Genomic DNA, 23,895 nt, shown 5'->3' with positions numbered 1-23,895 from the left:
TACAGGGGTGGATTATGAATCTGGTAGCGTGGGCAATTGTCACTTGTGAAATTCTGTTCTGGGTGGTCATTATCGCCGGACTTACGGCTCGTTACATCTTCAAACGCAAGAAGCTGGGGCTCTTGTTCCTTGCTATGACTCCGGTGCTGGACCTCATTCTGCTGGTGATTGCAGGCACGGATCTGGCAAAGGGCGCGTCCGCCACCACAGCGCATGCGCTCGCAGCCATCTATATTTCAGTGTCCATTGTCTTTGGTAAAAGCATGATCAGCTGGGCCGACGAACGCTTCCGGTATTATGTCACTAAGCAGGGGCCGTTGCCGCTCAAGCGTTATGGGATGGAACATGCCGTTCATTATTTCAAAAGCTGGCTAAAGCATGTGCTCGCTTATCTGCTTGGAGCCGGAATACTGTATGGTCTGATCACCTGGATTAACGATCCTGCCCGAACGGAGGCGCTGCAAAACATCATCACGATATGGTCAGTAGTGGTCGCCATTGATCTGCTCATCTCAGGTTCATATTTTCTCTGGCCGCGAAAAGCAAAAAACCCGGTCACCCGGGATTTATAGTACAAGTGATTTGTAGTAATAACGCTTAAATAGCGTTACTATAAGTCATGAATATATCTCACCAAAGTGTCCTATAAGGAGCAACCAACGATGAAATTATCTGTTTTTTACGATCATATCCAGGAAGCTGCAAGACAGAATAACCGGAGCCTGGAAGAAATCTGCAATCTGGTAAAAAGCTACGGGATCGATGCAGTGGAGATGGATGCCGACTGCTACGCGCCTGAGGAAGCAATGATCAAAGAGCTGCTGGACAAAGCAGGCCTGCAGGTAAGCTGTATGTACGGTTTCTTCGATTTCGGCCATGAAGATAGTGAGGAAGTGAAAGACCGGCAGATCCACTCTTTCCTCTCTATGGCTCATAGAGCCGGCGCTTCACGGGTGCTGGTGATCCCGGGCTTTTTAAACGAACAAGAGATGGGTTCCGCTTCAATTGAATATCAGGAATGTGTGCAATCCATGAAAGCCGCTGTAACCAGAATGTGTGCTTATGCGAAACCACTGGGAATCGCGGTGGGTATGGAGGATTTTGATGCCTTAGAGGCCCCGTTTGCAACTACCGCGCAGCTGCTGTCTTTTGTTCAGGAAATAGCAGAACTCTCCTGCACCTTCGACACCGGGAATTTTTTGTACAGCGGGGAAGACGTCATGGAGGCATATACCGCATGCAAGCCGTATATCGGATATGTCCATTGCAAAGACCGCACGTTTGAGGTGCATGCCGGAGAAACGCCTAAACTGACCACAGACGGCCAGGCCATGTATGCAATCCCTGTAGGCAGCGGCTGTATCCCGATGAAGGAGATCGTAACGGATTTGCTGAAAAGCGGCTATGATGACACTTTCGCCATCGAACACTTTGGTGCAGTGGATCAGCTGGCGTATATGAAGCAATCTGCCGAATGGCTGCTTGGGCTCCGAACTGAGGTTTTGGGAAAAAGCAACTAATGGACCTTCCCTGAGGATGATTGGCTTGATTCAGGCTGCAAGCCAATCCCTCTACCCTCATTATTCCATGGAGTATGCCTCCATAATACTGCGATACCTATTTTTCCACGGGTATTTCCTTACCCTCTTCCACCGGGTGTTTTAGGTCATCCTGAACACTGCCTTCCCATAAGGGTATTCCTGAGCGGTAGGCGGACCGGCCGTTCAAATGACCTGCCACCGGTGAAGTGATGAATACAAACACGATGGCGAGCAGCAGCTTGAAGCTGACCGTTCCATCCACCACCCAAAAGTACACAAATCCCCCGCCCAGCACACAAAGCACCCCAAGCGTTGCACTTTTGGTTGCAGCATGCGAACGCAGATAGACATCGGGCAGGCGGACTAAGCCGAAGGCACTCAGAGCGCAGAAAATGGCTCCTACCAATACCAGAATCGAACTAATCAGCTCACCTGTCATGGGTGTCACCTCCTTCTTCGACCACAACGCCCCGTTCAATATATCTGGCCAGCGCTGTCGTTCCTATAAATGTTAGAATACCGATCACTAGAATGATTTCCAGGAAATCCTGTGTGTTCAGCTGCATAGAGACCACTGCTATGATGGCCAGCACATGAATGCCGATCGTATCGAGTGCGGCAACCCTGTCGGAACGGGTCGGCCCTTTCAGGAGCCGGTACAGGCAAGCCAGCATTGCCAGAGCCAGAATCACCAATGATGCAGTTAACAGGGCTGAGATCATCAGCGGGTCACCTCCATAATCGACTGCTCGAAAGTACCTCTAATCTGCGCAGCCAGCTCCTCTGCATCAGCAATATCAATAGCATGAATATACAGGGTCTTGCCATCACCTGAAACATCTAACGTCAGCGTTCCCGGAGTCAGACAGATCAGGCAGGATAATAAGGTGACTTCCCAGGCTGAAGTTAATGCAGTTTCATAAGCAAATATACCCGGACGTATAGCCAGTTTTGGACGAATAATGTGACCGATCACTACAAAGTTTGAGATAACCAGCTCACGGATAAAGATCAGCAGGAGCTTCAGCATAGCCCATAAGCGTCTCAGATAGAACGGCCGGGTCCAGGATTTTCGCAGGATCAGCAAAATAGCTATACCGAGCACATAGCCCACGATGAAGCTGGAACCCGAGCTATTGGTATTCAGCAGCATCCACAGAAAGGCTATCAACAGGTTAAACAGGATTTGTATGGCCATCTCCTCTACTCCTTCTTCATTACAGCTTCAATGTATTGCACGGGGGAGGCCAAAACTTCTCCAGCCTGCGATACATAGGTCAATACGAACTCTGCTCCGATCCCCATAGCAATTACGAGGACTAGTAGTCCGCCAGCTACAGCCGAAGGCCATTTCAGGCTCACTTTAGGCTGTTCATTCTCTGGTTCATTTCCCCAGAAGGCCTGTCTGAACACCTTAATCAAGGAATACAGCACCAGGAAGCTTGATCCAAGACCAATGAGCGACAAGGTCAGCATGCCCGTATCTAAAGCTCCGCGGATGATCAGCACCTTGCCGGCAAAACCGCTGAGCGGCGGTATGCCCACCAGGGCAAGCGTAAGGATGAAGAACATCCAGCCGATGACGGGATACTTTTTGATCATGCCCCCCATGCTGTTCAACCGGTCAGTTCCCGCAGCAGAGATAATAATTCCGCCCAGAATAAACATAAGTCCCTTCGCCAGCATATCGTGCAGCAGATAGAAGACTGTTCCGTCAAGTGCATCCCTGGTTCCCGCAGCAAGCCCAAAGGCCACAAACCCTACGCTGATAATGACGTTGTAGTTCAGAATCCGGGGGATATCCTTGTAAGCCACTGCCCCCAAGCCGCCTAAAATCATCGTTACTGCCGCCATCCAGGCAATCCAGCTTTGGGTGAACCCCGGATCGTTTACAAACAGCAGGGTGAACGTGCGGATAATTGCATATAACCCGACTTTTGTCAGCAGGGCGCCAAACAATGCTCTGACCGCTGCGGGAGGTGCACTGTACGATCCCGGCAGCCAGAAGAACAGGAACAGCCCGGCCTTCAAGGAAAATACAATTAAAAACAAAACCGCAATCACATTCAGCACGCCGCCCTGCCCTGCTTCCGAAATACGCTGGGACAGATGCGCCATATTAAGCGTTCCAACCGCCGCGTAGAGATAAGCAACCGCAGCAACAAACAGTGTCGAGGATACGATGTTGATAAGCAGATATTTTGACGTTTCCCGCAGCTGGAGCCTTGTGCCTCCAATTGAAATCAGAGCATAAGAAGAAATCAGCATCACTTCAAAGAAAACAAACAAATTGAATATATCACCGGTAAGGAAGGACCCGTATACCCCGACCAGCAAAAATTGAAAGAACGTGTAGTAATAGAACCGCTCCCGCTTCTCTCCTATACTGTGAAAGGAATAGAGCAAAATCGCATAGCTGACGACCGAGGCCATCGTTACCAGTAACACAGCAAACATATCACCTACAAAGACAATGCCGTAGGGAGGAGCCCAGCCCCCCATCTGCAAGGTTTGAATGCCCTCAGCGTGAACACGTGCCACCAAAAGCAACGCAATTAGGATATTCAGCACTCCGCTGACTGCACTAATACCGCGCTGGAGCCTTGTCTTTTCTTTGAAGAAAATCAGAATAACAGCTGTACATAGAGGAATCAGAATCGGCAGCACCAGTAAATTGCTCATTCTTTGTCCTCCTTGATGCTGTCGATTTCATCGGTCCCCAGAGCCTGGTAAGAACGGTATGCGAGTACGAAGTAGAAGGCAGTGACCCCAAAGCTGATTACGATAGAGGTGAGAATCAGCGCTTGCGGCAGCGGATCAACATAAGTATCTGCTGAGCCCAGTACCGGCGCTGAGCCTTTTTTGAGTCCGGCCATCGTCATCAGCAGCAAATGCACACCATGTGTCAGCAGGGAGGTTCCCAGTACAATGCGCAGCAGGCTTTTGGACAGGATCAGATAGACGCCTATAGTAAATAGAATCCCCACCGCTACAGCCATTACGAGTTCCATTGTTTATCCCCTCCAATCGATAAGATGATGTTCATCGTGACACCCACGACAGCCAAATACACACCCAGATCAAACAACACAGCAGTCGCCAGCTCTACATCCCCAAGGACAGGCAGATGAAAATGACCGAAAGCATGGCTTAAAAAAGGGGCTCCAAAAACAAAAGATCCTGACGCGGTAAGAATGGCAACCATGAGCCCTACTGCCGTCAGCAGCCGGTAATTTACAGGAAGAGCCTTGCGGACCCAATCCATACCGAAGGCAATCGCCATTAGAACAAGTGCGGCAGAGGCCATCAATGCCCCGATAAAACCTCCCCCCGGATGATGATGTCCGGCAAAAAACAGATACAGGGAGAAGATCAGAATAATAAGGACGATCCCCTTGGACATGGTCTGCAGGATCACGTCATTGCTCCGCAGAGTCAAAGCTGAACCGACTTTGTCCCGCTGCCGTTGCGGTAGATCTGCTTCCATTCTTAAATGGATCAGCCCGTAGATAGCCAGTGAGGCGATGCCCAGCACCATAATTTCAAACAAGGTATCAAAGCCGCGGAAATCCACCAGGATGACGTTGACAACGTTCTTCCCTCCGGCCTGGCTGTAGCTTTCTTTTAAGAAAAACTCGGAGATGGGTTTAAAGGGACTGCTGCCCATAGCTGCCAGTGCGATCAATGTCACTGTAATGCCAACACCCAGCGCGATAATCAGATTGGGCAGCTTAAAGCGCAGCGGCTCCTTCTGTTTCTTCAGCTTCGGCAGATACCGGAAACAGAGCAGGAACAGAATGACCGAAACGGTCTCGATAATCATTTGTGTAAGCGCAAGATCGGGCGCCCGGAAAAGGACAAATAGCAGCGTCACCATGTAGCCGACAGCCCCGGTGAACAGGATCGCGTTGACCCGTGATTTGGCAAAAGGTACGGCAAAGGCTGCCAGCAGCATGATGGCTACAACAACAGCTTCATAGAAGGACAATGGGGCATAGTGCTCCATCCCAAGGCTTATACCGGGTTCCCTCACCAGAACAGCAAGCAGCGCGATAATCAAAAAGCTGAAAATGTACAACAGGTAATGACGGTTGGAGCCTGTCATATAGGCATCGGTCAAGCGTCTCGAACCCTTTTCCAGCAGCTGGAGCGATCCGTCATACATGCGGTTAAGCGGATTGCGTCCGCTTGCTTCACGATCCAGTACCCGCAGCCGGCTGTAACCTTTGAACAGGAGCGTACCTGCAGCTATAACGCCTAGTGTCATGAATATCTCCGGAGTCCAGCCATGCCAGAAATGGATGGAAACCCCGAAGTTTGTCCCTGGTGCCAGCAGACCGTTGTGAATGGAAGCCATTGCCGGTTCAATCAGCGGAACGGAGACCAGATCAGGGAAGAAGGCAAACACAACAGCAAGTGATATTAGCATCACCGGAGACAGTAAAAGGCCGAGCGGCGCTTCATGCGGAGCCTTATCCAGCTTGGCTTCCTGAAGCTTGCCGCCAAAGGTCTTAAAGACGAGAATCATGCTGTATACAAAGGTGAATACACTGGCAAGCCAGGCAATCACCGGAAAGAACTGCATCCAGAACCCTGAGCTCAGGAGATCAAACTCACGGATATTCAATACGGAGGTAAAGAACATTTCTTTGCTAAGGAATCCGCTGAACGGCGGCAATCCAGCCATGGAGAACGCTCCGATCACTGCCACTGAAAAGGTGACCGGCATGAGCGACATCAATCCTCCAAGCTTACGGAGATCGCGGGTACCGGTCTCATGGTCAATAATACCCACCACCATAAACAAACTGCCTTTAAAGACGGCATGATTGATGAGATGAAATAGGGCTGCCGAGGTAGCCATCGAATAAAAGACCGCTTCCTCTGTACCGGCAAAGAAGGCTGCCGCCGAGCCAAGCCCCAGCAGAGACATGATCAAGCCCAGTTGGCTGATAGTCGAGTATGCGAGCAAAGCTTTGAGATCGGTTTGCCTGATGGCTTGAAACGAGCCGTAGATCAGAGTAAACAACCCCGTCAGGGAAACCAGCCAGAACCACTCCGATTGCCCGGCAAACAGCGGTGTGAGACGCGCTACCAGATAGATCCCTGCTTTAACCATCGTAGCCGAATGAAGATAGGCACTGACCGGCGTCGGTGCTTCCATCGCATCGGGCAGCCAGATGTGAAACGGAAATTGGGCGGACTTCGTAAAGGCACCCAGCAGAATGAGCAGCATGGCCGGGACAAACATGGCGTTAGCCGTTAAGGTTCCAGCCTGCGCAACAATCTCGCGGATACTATAGGTACCGGTCATTACATAGAGCAGATTAAATCCGGCAAACATCGCCAGACCGCCGAATACCGTTATGAGCATGGATTTCATCGCGCCATAACGGGATCTTTCCCGGCGGTGCCAGAAAGCGATGAGCAGGAATGACGATATACTGGTTAGCTCCCAGAACCCGTACAGCACCATCAGATTATCCGACAGGACAACCCCCAGCATCGCTCCCATGAACATTAACAGATAAATGTAAAACTGGCGGATCCCATCCGTGTGCTTTTGAAGATAATAAATCGAATAGAGCACGACTAGTGCCCCTATCCCGGTGATCAGCAGGACAAAGATCAGGCTTAGCCCGTCAAGAATCAATGTGATATCGATCCCAAGGGATGGCATCCAGGTGAAGCTGTCCAGGATATTGTCACCCGCCCGGATCAATGGAATCCTTGTAAGGAAATAAAGGAACAGAGCCGCAGGCAGAGGCAGGACCATCCAGCCCATGTGAAAGCGCAGGTTTTGTCTAATCATCAGCATCAGCACACCCAGCAAAAATGGAAGTAAGATAATGACATGCAGCATGGGTCAGCACCCCCCTTTTGATAAATTTTGAGTAATATCCCCTTAGCGCGGCTTAACCCATTCATTCTGTACAATTCTCAAGTATTGCGCCTCACCGTTTTTAACGATTTTAAACAGACCGGTATTAAAATCGGTGTCGAGCTCACGGAAAAACACACCCTTCACCGGTTCGCTTCCGGCAGCTTCCTCCGTGAGGACGTAACGGCCGCCATCTTTGACCAAATAAGCAGTAAACCCCTGCTCATGCGTCTGCTCCAGCAGCTCGGGATACCGCTGAACGGCCACAATGTGCAGATCGGTGGGGCCAAGCTGTTCCATCAAATCATTGATGAAGCTACCGCGGGTAATCTCCTGCCAGAGGGTTTGACTCGATTGCCCGATCACAATCTGGGTGATATTCTTTTCCCTGGCGGTTTCCACAATGACGTCAACGGTTTTTTTACCATTACATTTGCGGTTTAAAAATTGTCCGCCGGCTTCTTTCGTCTGATTCTCCCAACCGGAAAGGTATTGCTGTTTCTCCCGGTTATACTCATTGTCACCGGCTGAATCTACAGTAAGTACAGTCAAAGGGGCATGCAGCAGTCTGGCCAACTGGCTCCCTCTTTGAATCAACCGCTGCCCGTGAGGACCATAATGCACACACACCATGATGCTCTCATTGTTCATTTCCATCCCAAAGCCTCCGTGTCAGTAAATTTTTTCCATTAAAAATACACAAAAAGAGCCCGCTGTTGGCAGGCTCCTCCTTTTCACTCCGTATACAATTAAAATAATTATATCGTCACCAAAGGAGAATGTAAAGCTTACCGGGTGAATGCCTGGATTGTGACTGAAGTAATTATTCCCCTAATGAAGCATTCAAATTCTCCCATTCAGAAAACAAAAAAGCCAAATCACTAACAAAGTGATCTGGCTTCTATCCTGATATTTAACTAGTGTTCTCTTCTATTGGCCATAGCGTCTAACCCTAACGGGTGGAGCCTTCGTTATTATCTGCTTTTAACAAGCAGCTCCACGGCCTCTTTGACCATTTTACCGGGATCATAGTTACCGTTAGCCTGTTCTTCCAGAATACAATGCTGGAGATTCTCCGCAACGATTTGAGCTAGCGCTCTGTCGGAGGCGTTCCGGACAGCAGACAGCTGCGCAACTACCTCTTTGCAGGACTTTCCTTCATCCATTAACCGCAGCACGCCGCGAATCTGTCCTTCAATTCTCCGTAAGCGTGTTTTGATCTCATCGGGATAACTGTATTCCATATTGTTCATCTCCTCTTCGTTACTATACCTGTATAGGTAAAGTATAGATCAAAAGAGGGGATTGTACACGCTAAATGTCCTGACTTTTTGTGCGTATAGAGTCATCGATCCGATAGCCGTTCCCCTTAGGTAAAGTGATAAAGATGAAGAAGCCTATCAGAAACAGCGGGATAATCGCTAAAATGCTATAGCTGGCTTCGCCCGTAAGCGTCGTAGTCAGTGACATCAGCGCAGGGCCGAGAATGGCCGCAAACTTGCCAAAGATATTATAAAACCCGAAGAATTCATTGGAGTTCTCCTTGGGAATAATCTTGGCGAAATACGACCGGCTGAGTGCCTGAATTCCGCCTTGGGCCGATCCGATCAGCGCACCGAGAATAAAAACATGCCACACAGAGGTGATGAAGAACGCCGCGATACAGGAGATGATATAGGTGAAAATCCCGGCAATGATCATCTTCCGGGCAGAGAAGGTTTTAGCCAGGTTGCCATAGAGGATCGCGCATGGAAAAGCAATAATCTGGATAATAAGCAGAATCCCCAGCAGTGTAAAGGTATCCATCGCGTCCGTGCCCAGCACGGAAGTGGCATACGGCACCACCATCTTAATGATGGTATCCACCCCGTCAATGTAAAAGAAATAGGCGAGCAGAAACACAAATACGATTTTGTGCTGGCGGATATTCATAAAAGTGACAGCCAGCCTTTTGAAGCTGTTCGCAATCGGCTTAGGTTCAGGCTCAATATAATATCTCTGCTTCACGTCTCTGATCATAGGTACTGTGAGCAGCCCCCACCAGAGCGCCGTAATGATGAACCCGATCTGGTAACCAATGGCTTTGTCCATCCCCATCACAAAAATCAGCAGCAGGCTGATTCCGAACGGAATGACACTGAAGATATATCCGAACGCGAATCCTCTTGTGGATACCTTATCCATCTGTTCATCACTTGTGATATCCACCAGGAAGGAGTCATAGAAGATATTGGACCCGGCAAACCCGATCGCTGACAGAATGTAAAAAGCAATCAGCAGCTGCCATTGCCCGCTATCCGGTGAAATAAAGGCCAGTGAAGCCGTAGCCAGCACGCCGACCGCAGCGAAAAAAATAAAGAAGCGCTTCTTCCGGTCCTTATAATCCGCTATCGTCCCTAAGATCGGGCTGAGAATCGCTACTAAGATGCTGGCAATGGAATTAAAGTAGCCCAAATCCATACTGCTGTCGACATTCGTGAACATGCCAAATACAATCGGCAGCAGCGCCGTAGTTACTGCCATCGAGTACGCTGAATTCCCGCAGTCATACAGAATCCATGATTTCTCCTCTTTGCTCAGCTTCATCTAATCTTCTCCTCTTTTAACCAACTGTTTCAGTTATATCACGTGAACATATGAAACATGTTAAAAGGATGTTAAATCATAGGTGATTTATTTCTGATGTTTCACTTTTGCCTTTATAGAAGATACTGCCAACAGAAATAACGGGATCGCAACCATATTCACCGGAAGCACATAGCGGATCCAGACACTTTTCAACAGCAGTCCGGAAGGAGGATTTAAAGTAATAACCAGCATAGTGAGAATGAACGTTACCGGAGCTACGCCCCAGATAATTTTTTTCCAGCTGCGGGTCTTTCCGGTCCACTGTGCAAACCCGTAGCTGGTAATGAACATATAGATGGATAACTTGACGAAGATGGAAACCAGCCAGACAGCCATCACAAAAATATCCATGTTCTGAATAAACTCCATCAGATAGACCAGCTTAACCATCTCAAAAAAAGGAAATTGCAGCCGTCCGCTTACTTCCGGACCGAAGGTCATGATGACCCATAGAACGCCAAACAGCAGCAGTATCGTTGAGAAGGCTAACGCCAGGAGCAGCGCCTTTCGTGTTTCTTTGCCAGGATGCTCCACGAAGGGGAACAGCATCATGAGCAGGACGGCTTCGCCCAGCAGTGATACCGGTGCAAGCGCTCCTTCCACAATAGACCAGAGTCCGGTATCTGCATACACGGGCAGGAGCATCGGCCAGTTGAGATTATTGGCGGTTAGGCCAAAGGTGAGTACAAGAATAACCATCAGGATAGGACCCCACAGCTCACTGACCCTGCCGATCGCTTCAATCCCGCCATGGTACATTGTATAGAACACCACTCCAATCATCGTTCCGATGATTACCCAGGCAGGTGTCTTATAGAGGACACTCAACCGGATGAACAAGAACTCATCACGCAGAATCAGGCCCATCACCCAGAACCACTGGAGGAAAAACGGGATGACAATCAGCTTGCCGGCCCATTTTCCAAGAATAACTACACTATACTCTATCAAGGTCTGCCGGGGATACCGCGAGCTCAGCCTGGCGGCAACATAAGTAATGATTAGCCCCATTACTCCAGCCAGAATATAAGAGATCCAGGAATCTTGTTTGGCACTCTGGATCGTCGCCGTCATCGTGATCAGCAGGTTAATCCCGATCTCCAGCATCATGATCATCCAGAACAGCTGGCGGTTGTTGATCTTCATCTACTTATCACCGCCTTCCCTCGTTGGCAGCAGCGATTCCCCTGTAAGCCCGGTACCAGTGAGATCAAGCTTAACAGTGATGTCCAGATCAAGGTCCGGAAAGATCGTATTCCAGTCAGCAGAAAGCTTCTTCCAACGGTAAGGATGGCGGCGGTGAATCGTATCTCCGAGCCCAAAAATATCACATTTGAAGTCCTTCTGCACTTTCGTGACGACTTTTTGGATCTCCTTTTCAAGATATTGATTCATCCGGGCTTCCACTTTCTTCACATTTGCCGGTTTGGAGAGATTCAGCGGGGAGTTATTCTCTTCAATATATCCCTTGCCTTTCAGCAGGATTCGAAACCTTGGCAGGTCTCCGGTGAATATAGGTGTAATATCGCTCTTGAAGGTGTCCACACTGACAGTCACCGTTTTGCCCCTGCTTGCTCCTGAGAGGGCATCCTCTGCGGCTCCGCCTGGTTTATCCTCATCCACAGCATTGATGATTGTAGTGAAAGTCCGGAATGCCAGCAGGTTCGTAATCCAGAGTCTTACCCAGAACTCATCATATTTCAAATACCCTGCCAGCTTCAGCTGACCGTTAAAAACAGCAGCCCCATATAAGCCGAGCGTCGTTTGCGGCGGGCTGTCATTCTTGCTCTTTTTGTCAATCTTCACTTCGGGCGGCAAAATGGTGAGCGCAGGCATTATTCCACATCCGGTCCCGTTGGCCGAGATAAAAAAATCCAGCAGTGACCGGCTGATCGGTGCCCCGCTCTTCTCCTGAATTTTCTGCACGGCAACCGCCGGATTGGTCTCCAATTGATAAGCCAGGCTCATCGCCTCCTGGGCAGTCCCCTTCCTGACGACAAAAATATTGGCCCTCGGGCGTACCATCGGGCTTCTGCCATACTCATCCAGGATCGAAAAAACCCCCTGCTCCGCAAGCTTCTCCCCGATAAAGATATTCCGTCGATGCCCCGGAAAAAGCACCCGTGATAGCTTTCTTTGCATATTCTGTTCGGCATCCCTGTTGTTTTTTCCGTAAGCACTCTCCGTCATGAAGCCGGATCGGCCCCCCTGTTCCCCGCCTTGCTGCCCTCCCGATTTGGAGGCAAGCGGAAGCACCAGATTGGCTGTCGCCAAATATCGGCCATCCTCTAAGAGATCCATCCCCCAGCCCAGAATAATCGCCTGGTCATTCAATTCCTGCCGATCCCAACATCCGGTGAGAACCAGCGACAGGGCTACGGATAACACTATTATTTTCTTGAACATACGCCCCTTCCCCTTTCCTGCCTGTTATTTGGTGCGTTTGGGGAAGCGTTCGGACTTGCCCTTGGCCAGCCAAGGCAGCAGCTTGCGCATCCTGGGTTTAGGCGCACGTACAAGCACATCGTTCAGATTGCCGGTCGACATGGGTGCATATGGGGCCATGTAAGGCACGCCAAAGGGCTTCAGCGTTACCATATGTACCGAAAGTGCAATAAGAAATAGAACAATTCCATAGAAGCCTAGTATTCCTGCTGCCACCAGCAAAGGAAACCTGAGCATCCGGTAGGCTGCTCCCAGGTTATACAGCGGAAAAGCAAAAGAAGCGATCCCAGTCAGGGAAACGATAATTACCATGGGTGTGGATATAATCCCCGCAGCTACGACCGCTTGTCCAATAACAAGTGCTCCGGCAATACTGACCGCTGGGCCCACCTGCTGGGGCAGCCTCAGTCCGGCTTCGCGCAGGCCCTCAAAAATAAACTCCATAATGAGGGCCTCAATAACAGCCGGTAGGGGAACCCCCTCTCGGGCAGATGCAATGCTGACCACAAGCGGTGTGGGAATAACCTGCAAATGGAAAGTGGTCAATGCCACATATAAGGAAGGCAGCAGCAAAGAGGTATGCACAAAAGTATACCTAATCCACCGTACAAAGGTAGCATACATAAATCTGTCGGTATAATCGTCTGCAGCCTGCAGACCGGACCAATAGGTCATAGGCACGATAAGGACAAATGGCGTATTGTCCGTGATAATAATGACTTTGCCTTCAAGCAGACTGGAGACCGCTACATCGGGCCGCTCCGTATTCTGAATCTGCGGAAATGGCGAGAACACATCATCTTCAATAAATTCTTCAATATTGCTGGAGTGAATGATTCCATCAATTTGAATTTTCTGCAGACGGGCTCTCACTTCTTTGACCAGACTTTCCTTCACAATGCCTTCCATGTAGCCGATCACAATATCCGTTTCACTGATACTCCCAAGCGTCATACTTTCCAGTTTCAGCTTGGAGGAACGGAGCCGCCGCCGGAGCAGCGAGGTATTCGTCCGCAGCGTCTCCATGAACGCATCCCGCGGACCGCGGACTACCTTCTCCGAGGTGGCTTCCTCTATCGCACGTTTCTCCATTTTGATCAGATCGGCCAACATCACAAAGGCATTGCCCTCCGTGAATATTGCCGTTTCACCGCGCAGGACCGCTTTGATGACTTCCTTCGTTTGATATACGATACGAATTTTCAGAGTCGGAATAAATATCCCCTTCAGCTCAACTGCTCTGCCTTCATCCACCATAGAGCTTCTGCGGAAATGCTCAATTAGCGGCTGCAGCACAAATTCATCCACGGCCTGGACATCACACATCCCGTCCACATAAATGAGTGTCGCCCGGTTTAGTCCCCCGATGCTGCAATTCCGGTACATAATATCTGAACAATTCAGGAACTCCAGCTGCATCCGTTCTAGGTTGTACGCAAGATCCGGATACAGCATTTCCGGTTCTTCTGGCTTATAGGTTGTTTCCTGTTCCATACGACATCCCCCCAATGTTGGTATTTGCTGTAAATGGGGGAAATATGCATTGTCAGAACCTTATATAAAAAAGAACCGTCCCATAAGCAGTTTTCTCTGCGCCGGGACGGCTCTCTTTCATCAATCCTATTTAATTATTTAGTTCACATATGCCATCAGACGCTTAACCATGACTGCTGCCTGTGCGCGATCTCCTAAATCCTTCGCCGCAAAATGGTTGCGGGTTAATCCCTTCATAAGTCCTGAAGCAACCGCTGCATTGACACTGTCTATTGCCCAGGTACTAATAGATGAAGCGTCCGCGAACTGATCCAGAACATTCTTTACCGCTGCCGGTTTCTTACCAGCAAGTGCCGCAGCGCGAACGATCAGAACTGCCATTTGCTCACGCGTAATCTGTGTGTCTGGCTGGAAGGTACCGTCCGAATAACCGGTAATCAAACCAGCTTGAGCAGCGGCTCTAATCGGCTCCGCATACCATTTTGTTTCCGGAACATCTGTAAATTGGACGGGTGTACTTGAAGCGCTTAGGCCCAGTGCTCTGGTAATAATCACTGTAAATTCAGCACGTGTCGTTAAACGGCCGGGGGCGAACTGCCGGCCGCCATCACCCTTGACCAGCAATTTATCCGCCAATAATTCAATATCCTCCTTAGCCCAATGGCCGCTGAGATCAGAAAATTCCGTAAAGGTATACAGGTTAGCCGGAAGTTCGTCGAGTGTGACAACATAGTCGCTCTGATAAACTTTCTTCAAGTGTTCAGCAGTGTTTGTATTGCCATCCTTGATGAAATCGCCTGTCCAAGTGCTGAAGAAGCTCCAGTACGCACCATAAGCCTGCAGCATATCCGGATCGGGAATCGGCCCGTTTTCTGCCAATCCGACTAGCTTCTTATTATTCACCAAAGAGATTAGTCTCTCATACTTTGCAACGCTAGGGTTGTAATCACCTGCCGGGTTATACGTATCCACACTGGCAATATCCACGACATCATCTCCCGGATACCACTCCGGTTTCTCGGAATTCCATACCCAGATCAGATTGTTCAGATGGTGATAATGGGTTAGCCGGTCAACCATCAGCTTCCATAAACGCTTTGCTGGCTCCGGTCCCTTCGCTCCCCACCAGAACCATCCGCCCTCTGCCTCATGCAGTGGCCGCCATAACACGGGAACACCTGCATCCTGCAGACGTTTCAGCTGGAGTGCGATATTATCAATGTCCCTGATAAGCAGGCTGTAGTCCTCAGAATCCGGATGATCGAGCGCATATTCCACATCAAAGGTTGTATGCTCAGTGTAGAAGCCCCTCCACCATTCATTGCCGGGCTCATTCCCACCAATCCCCTTGGGGGCATTCCAATGCCAGCATAGAGCTACAATACCGCCGCGTTTGTACCAATCAATCATTTTTTCGACCTCTGTTGAAGTGGCGCCATTGTCGACACGGGAAGTGGAGTAATCCATTAAATCCGTGGACATTATCGCCGGAAATCTGCCGGTCTGCTGTCCGATCCATTCGGCATCCTCCAATGTTTGCTGACCCGATATGATTCTATGGCTATACTGGCTTACCAAATAATTCATCAGCGCCTTGGCTTCAGAGGTCGCTTCCGGGTTAATTAGTTTGCCCGTTACGGCATTGCCTTCCGCTTTGGCGGCAGCCGTCAATTTGACATAATCAATATTGTACCAGCCCCAGTTCGCTGAGAATTCGATCGTGTTACCGCCTTCCTTCAGCAATGCTTTTCCGGCGGAAATTTCGCTGAAACCTGTCTGCTCCGGCAGAGAAATTTCAGATGTTTGCCCGTTCACAATCATACTGGTTTTCTTCTCACCGTTTGGAGCACTGTAGCCTATAAGAAGGTTATACATTCCTGCCGAGGGTGCCTTGTAAGTAAAGGTAAGTGAACCTGATTGCTGGAATGCCGCATAACCTTGGCCGGAATACCCTTCTCCTTGGGTTTCTATTGAAACGCCGCCGCTCATCACACCATCCTCCGCTTCCAGCATGCCCCCTGCCTGAGATGCCTTGGCCGCTTCCAGCTTCAAATATTCAAGGCCATAATACCCCCAGCCCCGGTTGACCTTGATGGTATTCTTACCGGCATTTAACATCACTTTGCTAACCATTTTTTCAGCCCTAACCGTACCTGCTGCAGGTGCATCCAGCGTTAACTCACCAGTGCCAACCCCATTAATTTGAATGCTCGTCGCTTTTCCGCCATAGCCTTCAGGAATATAGTAGCCTATACTCATTTTGTACAATCCCGGCTCTGTAACCTCTACAGTAAAGGTTGCACTTCCGGCCTGCTCCGCAGAGGACGCATCTTCAGCGAAAAAGAATGAGATGTAACCTTCGCCATTATAAAGCCGATCCTGATCTTCAAAGACATTTCCGCGCTTCTCGATGCCATAGCCATCTATTACGGCATCTGCATAAATAAGTTTGATAACGCCTGGTTGGCTGTCCGACTCTGCAGCGGATGCTGCGGCCTCCGAACGATTCGCACCTGAATATAGCAGTAAAGAGAAGACCAAACTAAAACATAAAAAGCCTAATAGTAATCTCTTCATCTCCAGCCTCATTAACGTACCTCCTTGAATATCTTTGATAGCAATAGGATTCCACAACACAATAAAGCGCTTACAGATATGATAATAAATTAAGCCGGTGCCATTGGCGGAACAGTTATCTCTATCACCCATCATAGTAACAGGCCCGCTTCCCTCGCACAGATGTTGGAAACGGGCCCGGATACGCAGCTAGATTACTTTGAAGACCACAATTTAATACGGTTCTGGACATGCTTGGTATAAGCTTCTTCCATCTCTTTCACTCCGGCCTTATCCAGATCTTTCATGTAGGCGTCCCAGATCTTGTCGAATTGATCCGGCTTAGCCATCACTGCTTCCGGAATTCGTTTCCAGGTAATATCCTTCATTTTGGCTCCAAGAATCACAGCAGGATCGTCGCTGGCAAGTGACATCGTATAAGCCGCACCATAAGCTCTTGGCTTGAATTCCTCTTCTGACGGGAAGAGTTCCTTCCAATGATCCACACCGTATGCCTTCAGTGCTTCCTTTTCCGGCTCACTGTAGCTCGCTGTCAGCTGTTCCGGAAAACTCCGGGTGAAATAGTTTCCAGTTGAATCTTTAATCCCGTCCCCGTAATGAACCATCATGTTCCAGTAAAGTCCGACACCCGATTCTTTTTGGAAAGCGGCGTTATCATTATCCATACGTTGCTGCACAGCCGGAATAACCTCACGTTTACCGTTTTCCATCGTATAATGCTTCCCTTCGATCCCCCAGTTATTGAAAATTTGACCCTCTTCTGAGGCCAAAAAGTCAAGGAACTGAATGGCACGTACCGGGTCCTTACACTTGCTGGAAATCGAGATCCCATACCCTCCGTCGAAGCCGGCCGGCCAGAAGCTGGTATCCTTGTATTCTTTACTCATGGTAACCGGATAATGACCATAAGTCTGATCAAACTTACCTGCCGCCTTTAATGCATTCTGTGCATCCCCGTAATCCCATTCCGGATCCGCCAGCCCGAGAACACGGCCCGAAGCCACTTTAGCTTTAAACTGGTCGGTTTTCTGCACGAAGCTTTCCGGATCCAGCAGACCGATGTCGTTCATATGATTCAACCAGCGGAAATATTCCTTTTCCTCCGGACGGCGGAAATGATAAGTTGCCTGGTGCGTTTCCTGATCGATGTAATATTCGCCGTCGTCCGGTCCCCCGGTTGTCTGGAATCCCGAGTTGGTAACCTGATACATATGCCAATCGTCCCCGTTTAGTGAGAGCCCGATATTTTTATTTCCGTTCTCGTCCGTCGGGTGTTTATCGATGTAATCCTGAATAACCTTTTCGTAATCCTTCACTGTTTTTATTTCCGGATAACCGGCCTCTTTAACTACACGATGCTGAAGTTCAAATCCGCCGTCGGCTTTCATTTTCTTCTCATCCACTGCTGACCAGGTTGGTATGGCATAAATCGCCTCATCATCCAGGCTGTACTTGGTCCGTACAAGCTTATCTCCTAACATTTTTTTGATATTCGGAGCATACTTGTCGATTAAATCTGTCAGATCGATGACCGCACCGGCGTCTACAAGCTTGCCCACATCCGCCTTTGCAGCTAACAGATCAGGATAGTTGCCTGTTGCGGCAATCAGTGAGATCTTCTGTACCGGATCACCGACAGCAAACTCGGCATCCAGGGTTACACCCGTTTTCTCCGTAATAATCTTGCCGACTTCATCCTTCATGTTATTCCAATTCGTGCTGCCGTCCTCCGAGAAATAGGTTAACGTGATTGGCTTTAAATCTGTCCCGGACGAAGAATCTTCCGCGTTGCTGCCCTCTCCGGCAGTAGAGCCATTATTCCCGCTGCATCCTGCAAGCGTGGACGCTATAGTCAGCGCCACCAAGGAGGAGACAACAAACTTCTTTTTTTCCGGCTTCATGAAGCAACCCCCTAATTTTATGAATTCGATCATATTTCGTATGAGACAGGCCTTTAGCCTGGACACACCACAGCTGTGAGGTACTAACTCTTAACCGCACCGAGCGTCATACCTTTGACAAAGTATTTTTGTAAAAACGGATACACAATCAAAATCGGAACTGTAACCACAATAGTAATTGCCATTTTCACCGACTCCGGTGAGACCTGTGACATCCGCTCAGCCATGTTAGCAGTGTCTTGGGAATTAGTTGCGCTTGTAGTCGTACTCTGTAGAATTTTCATCAATTCATATTGCAGCGTGGTCAAGGACTCATTACTGCCGTTAAACAGATACGTATCGAACCATGAGTTCCACTGGCCTACTGCAAGAAACAGGGCCACGGTCGCCAATGCCGGCTTGCACAGCGGCAGAATAACGCGCCAATATATCGTGAAATCGTTAGCCCCGTCCAGCTTAGCGGATTCCTGCAATGCGAACGGCAAACCGTCGATGAACGAGCGGATGACGAAGACATTAAACGCGCTTACAAGACCAGGCAGAATATAAACAGCGAAAGTGTCGATCATGTGAAGATCTCTCATCAGAATAAATCCCGGAATCAGCCCGCCTGAGACATACATCGTGACAGCAAGAAACATGGAGACAAATCTTCTCGCCTGAAAGTCGTTTCTCGCCAGTGTAAAGGCCAGCATAGAGCCACTGATCAGGCCTGCTATTGTACCGATAACCGTCCGCAAAACTGATATTTTAAATCCGGTAATCAGACTTCCATAAGTAAAAATCAGACTGAAATTCTCCAGCGTAAACTGTCTAGGCCAAACGGTGATACCTCCCCGGACCGTATCCACCGAATCGTTAAGTGAGATGGCCAGCACGTTTAAGAACGGATAAATCGTCAGAACCGTTACAACAATCATGGATACATAAACAATGATTTCAAGAAACCGGTCATGTGCTGATTTTGCCTGAAGGCTTTGTTTTAACCGGCCGACCTGCGTATTGCTGTTGACAACCCCCATGTCACCCTTCCTCCCTACATAATGCTTTCATTCGTAAAGCGCTTGAATACTCCGTTGGCCGCAAATAACAGCATCAGGCTAATCACTGAATTGAAGATGTTGATTGCTGTTCCGAAGGAGTACCTTCCCATGGCCAGACCATAATTAAGCGCATATAAATCAAGCACTTCAGAGTAATCGATGACCAGGTGATTTCCCAGCAAAAACTGCTTCTCAAATCCCGTTCCGAGCAAATGTCCGATGGACATAATCAGCAGGACAATGATTGTCGGCCGGATCCCCGGCAGCGTGATATGCCACATTTGTCTAAGACGGCTCGCACCGTCCACCCTTGCAGCTTCATACAATTCGGGGCCAATGCCGGATATGGCAGCGAGATAGATAATCGCATTCCAGCCTGTTTCCTTCCAAATATCCGCGCCGGTGACAATTCCCCAGAACAGGTGGCCTTGTGCCATGAATTGAACCGGCTGATCCACAATGTTCAGGCCAAGGAGGATATCATTGATGACTCCGCCATCCGTAGAGAGCATCTTGCTGACAATCCCTGCGGCCACGACCCAAGAGACAAAATGCGGAAGATAGGATACAGTCTGCACGAACCGTTTCATACTCTGCACACGTACTTCATTAAGAAGCAGGGCAAAGATGACTGGTACGATGAACCCGGCGATCAGTCCCATAAAACTCATTGCCAGCGTGTTTCGCAGCACTTGATAGAAGTGCTCATCCCGGAACAATGTTCGGAAGTGCTCAAAGCCTACCCACTTTTGATCAAAAAAACCGATTCCCGGCTTATATTTCTGGAAGGCCATTGTCCAGCCCCATAAGGGCAAATACTGAAAGACAAAGACCCACAGCACAAAGGGTATAGACATGTAATACAGGTATTTCTGATTCTTCAGTTGCTTCCACGCACTCTTCCTTCTTTTTTTGTATGCGTTTTCCGTTCCTAGTGTTATCGTTTTCATAGTTCCTCCCCTCTCTTGTTTACCATCATAATTCAGAGGAGAGGTGTATCCCATACTACGGATTTCGGGAAAAATCATACACAAACTATGGATTTTTATATTCGGACGGAGAACGGCCCTCGTATTTTTTGAACTTGCTGAAGAAGTAATTCACGCTCGCGTATCCGATCAGCTCAGCCACTTCATAGACTTTCATTCCCTGGGCCAGCAGCTCTTTGGCTTTTTGGATCCGGACTTTGTCCAGGTAGGTATTAAAGTACTCTCCGGTCTTGCTCCTGAACAATTGCCCCAGATACGGTGTGCTGTAGTTCAGCAGGCCCGCCAGTGTTGATAGCCTTAAGTCTTCTGCATAATGTCTGTGAATAAAGTCGATCATTTGTTTAATCTCCTGTTCTTTGCCTTTCGGCCCGGAATCCTCCGTAAACTCAAACAGGAAATGATGGGTCTCTTCCAGAAGATCCAGTAGATAATCATACTGATAAATCCCGTTTAAGAAGCGTGAAACGGACTCCATTTCTTTGGGTTCTATCCGGGAGGAGGCAGCGAGCCTATGAATAATCGCGTTTGTCAGGAAGAAGAAGGATTGCTTGACCGACTTCTCCTCTTGTTCCTGTCTGTAAAATAAAGCAGCAGCCTCCTTGAGAAGCGGCATTACCATGGATTTATTACCTGCATCCAAGCTGTAATACAAGCGGAATATTAAATCATCCAGCACTTTTTCATCAGTATCACCGCTCAGACAGGGAAATTCGGGAGAAGACAACAGAATAAGGCCTGGTTCCAGGAGCCGGTCATGAAAGCTAAAAAAGGCTTGTTTAACCGCTTGCCTTGCATTCACATAAGCGTTGTAAATATGCCCGGGTTCAGTAACAGTTCCTCCGGTCGCAGCAATAAACCGGGTATCGCCAGCGATGCACCGGATCTCCTCGTATAGCTGATCCCGCCGCAGTCTTCCGTGTAAAGGCGCGTTGAGCAGGAGAATGATATACGGGGGGCTTTCAGTCACGATCCCCCTATTCCGCTCCTCTATCCCTCGCTTCAGTCCTGCAGACAGCCGGCTTAAGGATTCTGAACGGTCGGCTTCAGATACACGGGGAGATATGACTACGATCTCGTAGTGGCTCCACAATAAACCCGTTTGTCTGATCATGCTTCGTAGCGCGGCCGGATCTTCATTCTTCTCCGGGTTGAGCAGCTTTTGCAGACACAGCTCCGGGTTCTTCACCTGCGTCCTATTCCAGTCCCTCCGCAAACGCTCTTCCTCGATCTGCCCGCGTACGAGCTTGAGCGTAGCTGTCATTTCTGCGATATTGACTGGTTTAACGAGATATCCCGCTACACCGTACTTGATCGCTTGTTTGGCATATTCGAAATCGGCATATCCGCTAAGGATGATGCACTGCAGCTGATGACCCGCCGAACGCAAGTGCTGAATAAGCTGAAGGCCGTCCATAACGGGCATCCGAATGTCTGCGATTAATAGTTCAGGCTCTTCATCCTCAATGATCTTCAATGCATCTCTGCCATTGCCTGCGGTGGCGGCGATAGTGAAACCAAGGCTTTCCCATGCAATCAGTGTCTGGAGTCCCTGCCTCAGCTTCGGTTCATCGTCCACAATAACAGCCTTAATCATTATCTACGCCTCCAGGAATATAGAATGTAATCGTGGTGCCGGTTTCCGGTTGACTTTCGATACGTAAAGCACTGGATTCCCCATACATCAGAACAAGCCGGTCGTTTACATTTCGCATACCAATCCGCTCACTCTCCTGTTCATGAACGTCTTCTGCAAGCTCCGCCCGAATCCCGGCCAGCCGTTCTGGCGGGAAGCCAGCACCGTTATCAAATACTTTAATTAAAGCTCCGTCCGTTATTTTCTTCACTTCAACAGTAATGACAGCTCCTTCTTCACGGTTATCTAAACCATGTAGAATAGAATTCTCTACCAGCGGCTGAATAATTAACGGAGGAACCGGCAGCTCCTGCAGGTCCGGATCAACGGTTAAGTGATATTCCAAGCGGTCTTCATACCGGAACTTCTGCATATCGAGATAACAGCGTACGCGCTCGATTTCTTCCCGAAGGGGAATATTGCCGCTCCCAGCCTCCAGGCTGCTCCGCAGCAGGGTACTCAGGAGCCACACAGCCTCTGCGATATCGTCCTGCCTGCGGATATGGGCTTCCATCCGTATGGATTCCAGGGAGTTGAAGAGAAAATGCGGATGAATCTGACTGGCCAGCATTTTGAACCTGATCTCGCTTTGTCTTTGCTCGATAAGATTCTTCTGGGCATTTGTTTCCTGAACTTCCTGGACCAGATCATGCACGCTTCTAAGAAGCGTATTGAATTGCTTAGACAACAGGCCCACTTCATCTTTACCGTCAATATGGATATACGTTTCCCAAGATCCCGAACCCACTTTGGCCATATGCTTGCTTAAACGAAGCATTCTCCGGGACAACAGTGTAGCAGAAGCATAGATAAGCAGGACAGCAAACAACAGGCTGACCAAGATCACAACTGCACCCAGCAGAATAACCTGATCGGCTTCACGGGTAATTCCGGCAACGGTTATGATAGAAATCACGCGCAGCCCGTTCCAGCTGTTCGGCGGATTCAGATCCGCTATAACCACTTTGGAGTCTTTTCCTTTAACGACCGTGTTATAGCTTCCCTCCTGATTTAAAAGGATCTGTTCATCAACCTTGATGTCCGACAGATTCATCCCGGTCAGTTCCGCTTCATTAGATCCGACAATCCGGTTTCGGCTATCCACAATCAAGGTTGTAAATGATTCCTGTTCCAGAATCGAGCTTAATTGCTGCTGATCCACATTAATGACCAATACTCCCTTTTTACCTACGGCATCCACGGGGAAAGAACGAATGAGACTGATAGATTCTGTATCACTCTGTTCATCCTTAATGAGATTCCAACCGGCGAGTCCCTTCTGATCAATGGCTTCCCTATACCAGGTTTGGTCCATAATGCTATTGTCCGGCTGTATGAATTCCCAGTTATTCAGTGCTGTCGGGTTTTCGACATATACCCGGATGCCCGATATCTCCTTGTACAACTGGATATAATCGCGAATATCCGTATATTCACGGTAAGCCTGAATAACTTCACCGTAATTGGCATACTCCCGCGAGGCTACCTTCTTCATCCGGTTATCAACGGATAGACGGTAGGAGATGTCCAGCGGTACCTTAATCAGTTCCTCCGTACGCTTGCGGACGCGATCTACATTATCCGATACTTGCATAAAGGCATTATTAATGACGATCTCCCTGAGCTTTCCGGTTAAATAAAGTCCGGATAACAGCAAAGGGAGTATGGCCGCTGAAATAAAGGTAAACGCTAGTTTTTTCTTCATTCTCATATCATTCATCATGCGGATAAAATACATGGTTAACCCTCCCAGGCCAATGTTA

The 23,895-nt window shown here is 48.9% G+C and carries 20 protein-coding genes; 2 read left to right on the top strand and 18 right to left on the bottom strand.

Features of this window, described 5'->3' with window-relative positions; genetic code table 11:
- Window positions 1-14 precede the first annotated feature (14 nt).
- On the top strand, window positions 15-572 hold the full coding sequence (locus tag L6H70_RS00810) for a hypothetical protein (protein WP_236328567.1): 558 nt from the start codon (window positions 15-17) through the stop codon (window positions 570-572).
- Between the two features lie 90 nt (window positions 573-662).
- A complete protein-coding gene (locus L6H70_RS00805) occupies window positions 663-1,520 on the top strand; it encodes a sugar phosphate isomerase/epimerase family protein (protein ID WP_236328565.1) in 858 nt (285 codons plus the stop codon).
- A gap of 97 nt (window positions 1,521-1,617) precedes the next feature.
- Here the strand turns inward: L6H70_RS00805 and mnhG are convergent, their stop codons facing one another.
- The 18 genes from mnhG to L6H70_RS00715 all read right to left on the bottom strand — a co-directional run bounded on the left by mnhG (window position 1,618) and on the right by L6H70_RS00715 (window position 23,870).
- Complete coding sequence (gene mnhG, locus L6H70_RS00800; RefSeq protein WP_236328563.1) at window positions 1,618-1,980, bottom strand: monovalent cation/H(+) antiporter subunit G; 363 nt, start codon at window positions 1,978-1,980, stop codon at window positions 1,618-1,620.
- Entirely contained in the window at window positions 1,970-2,263 is a 294-nt protein-coding gene (locus L6H70_RS00795; RefSeq protein WP_236328561.1) for a Na(+)/H(+) antiporter subunit F1, read from the bottom strand. Before L6H70_RS00795 ends, mnhG begins: the two co-directional genes overlap by 11 nt.
- Complete coding sequence (locus tag L6H70_RS00790) at window positions 2,263-2,739, bottom strand: Na+/H+ antiporter subunit E (protein ID WP_236328559.1); 477 nt, start codon at window positions 2,737-2,739, stop codon at window positions 2,263-2,265. Before L6H70_RS00790 ends, L6H70_RS00795 begins: the two co-directional genes overlap by 1 nt.
- Before the next feature lie 5 nt (window positions 2,740-2,744).
- Window positions 2,745-4,223, bottom strand: a complete 1,479-nt coding sequence (locus L6H70_RS00785) for a Na+/H+ antiporter subunit D (RefSeq protein WP_236328551.1) — start codon at window positions 4,221-4,223, stop codon at window positions 2,745-2,747.
- Window positions 4,220-4,552 carry a Na(+)/H(+) antiporter subunit C gene (locus L6H70_RS00780; protein ID WP_236328540.1) on the bottom strand — a complete coding sequence of 111 codons (333 nt, stop codon included), beginning with the start codon at window positions 4,550-4,552 and terminating at the stop codon, window positions 4,220-4,222. Before L6H70_RS00780 ends, L6H70_RS00785 begins: the two co-directional genes overlap by 4 nt.
- Window positions 4,540-7,404, bottom strand: a complete 2,865-nt coding sequence (locus L6H70_RS00775; RefSeq protein WP_236328538.1) for a Na+/H+ antiporter subunit A — start codon at window positions 7,402-7,404, stop codon at window positions 4,540-4,542. Before L6H70_RS00775 ends, L6H70_RS00780 begins: the two co-directional genes overlap by 13 nt.
- Window positions 7,405-7,446: 42 nt before the next feature.
- A complete protein-coding gene (locus L6H70_RS00770) occupies window positions 7,447-8,079 on the bottom strand; it encodes a universal stress protein (RefSeq protein ID WP_236328536.1) in 633 nt (210 codons plus the stop codon).
- 317 nt (window positions 8,080-8,396) lie between these two features.
- The gene (locus L6H70_RS00765) at window positions 8,397-8,666 is read right to left on the bottom strand and encodes a metal-sensitive transcriptional regulator (protein ID WP_206104316.1); all 270 of its coding nucleotides are present in this window, start codon (window positions 8,664-8,666) and stop codon (window positions 8,397-8,399) included.
- Between the two features lie 70 nt (window positions 8,667-8,736).
- The gene (locus L6H70_RS00760; RefSeq protein ID WP_236328528.1) at window positions 8,737-10,008 is read right to left on the bottom strand and encodes an MFS transporter; all 1,272 of its coding nucleotides are present in this window, start codon (window positions 10,006-10,008) and stop codon (window positions 8,737-8,739) included.
- Between the two features lie 87 nt (window positions 10,009-10,095).
- Window positions 10,096-11,196 carry a GerAB/ArcD/ProY family transporter gene (locus L6H70_RS00755; protein ID WP_236328526.1) on the bottom strand — a complete coding sequence of 367 codons (1,101 nt, stop codon included), beginning with the start codon at window positions 11,194-11,196 and terminating at the stop codon, window positions 10,096-10,098.
- On the bottom strand, window positions 11,197-12,456 hold the full coding sequence (locus tag L6H70_RS00750) for a Ger(x)C family spore germination protein (protein ID WP_236328524.1): 1,260 nt from the start codon (window positions 12,454-12,456) through the stop codon (window positions 11,197-11,199). It lies immediately after the preceding gene.
- Between the two features lie 24 nt (window positions 12,457-12,480).
- Window positions 12,481-13,989 carry a spore germination protein gene (locus L6H70_RS00745; protein ID WP_236328522.1) on the bottom strand — a complete coding sequence of 503 codons (1,509 nt, stop codon included), beginning with the start codon at window positions 13,987-13,989 and terminating at the stop codon, window positions 12,481-12,483.
- A 138-nt stretch (window positions 13,990-14,127) separates the two neighbouring features.
- Window positions 14,128-16,530: a glycosyl hydrolase gene (locus L6H70_RS00740; protein WP_236328520.1), complete on the bottom strand. Its 2,403-nt coding sequence runs from the start codon at window positions 16,528-16,530 to the stop codon at window positions 14,128-14,130.
- A gap of 230 nt (window positions 16,531-16,760) precedes the next feature.
- Window positions 16,761-18,467, bottom strand: a complete 1,707-nt coding sequence (locus tag L6H70_RS00735; protein ID WP_236328518.1) for an ABC transporter substrate-binding protein — start codon at window positions 18,465-18,467, stop codon at window positions 16,761-16,763.
- An 83-nt stretch (window positions 18,468-18,550) separates the two neighbouring features.
- On the bottom strand, window positions 18,551-19,489 hold the full coding sequence (locus L6H70_RS00730) for a carbohydrate ABC transporter permease (protein ID WP_236328516.1): 939 nt from the start codon (window positions 19,487-19,489) through the stop codon (window positions 18,551-18,553).
- 14 nt (window positions 19,490-19,503) lie between these two features.
- On the bottom strand, window positions 19,504-20,460 hold the full coding sequence (locus tag L6H70_RS00725) for an ABC transporter permease (protein WP_074085595.1): 957 nt from the start codon (window positions 20,458-20,460) through the stop codon (window positions 19,504-19,506).
- 85 nt (window positions 20,461-20,545) lie between these two features.
- A complete protein-coding gene (locus L6H70_RS00720; protein WP_236328514.1) occupies window positions 20,546-22,093 on the bottom strand; it encodes a response regulator transcription factor in 1,548 nt (515 codons plus the stop codon).
- Window positions 22,086-23,870 carry a sensor histidine kinase gene (locus tag L6H70_RS00715; protein ID WP_236328512.1) on the bottom strand — a complete coding sequence of 595 codons (1,785 nt, stop codon included), beginning with the start codon at window positions 23,868-23,870 and terminating at the stop codon, window positions 22,086-22,088. Before L6H70_RS00715 ends, L6H70_RS00720 begins: the two co-directional genes overlap by 8 nt.
- Between the last annotated feature and the right edge of the window lie 25 nt (window positions 23,871-23,895).

Source organism: Paenibacillus auburnensis (assembly GCF_927798115.1).
In the GTDB taxonomy this organism is placed as follows: domain Bacteria; phylum Bacillota; class Bacilli; order Paenibacillales; family Paenibacillaceae; genus Paenibacillus_AQ; species Paenibacillus_AQ auburnensis.
Note: the sequence above shows the minus strand (reverse complement) of the source record. Positions and strands in the feature narration are given on the sequence as shown.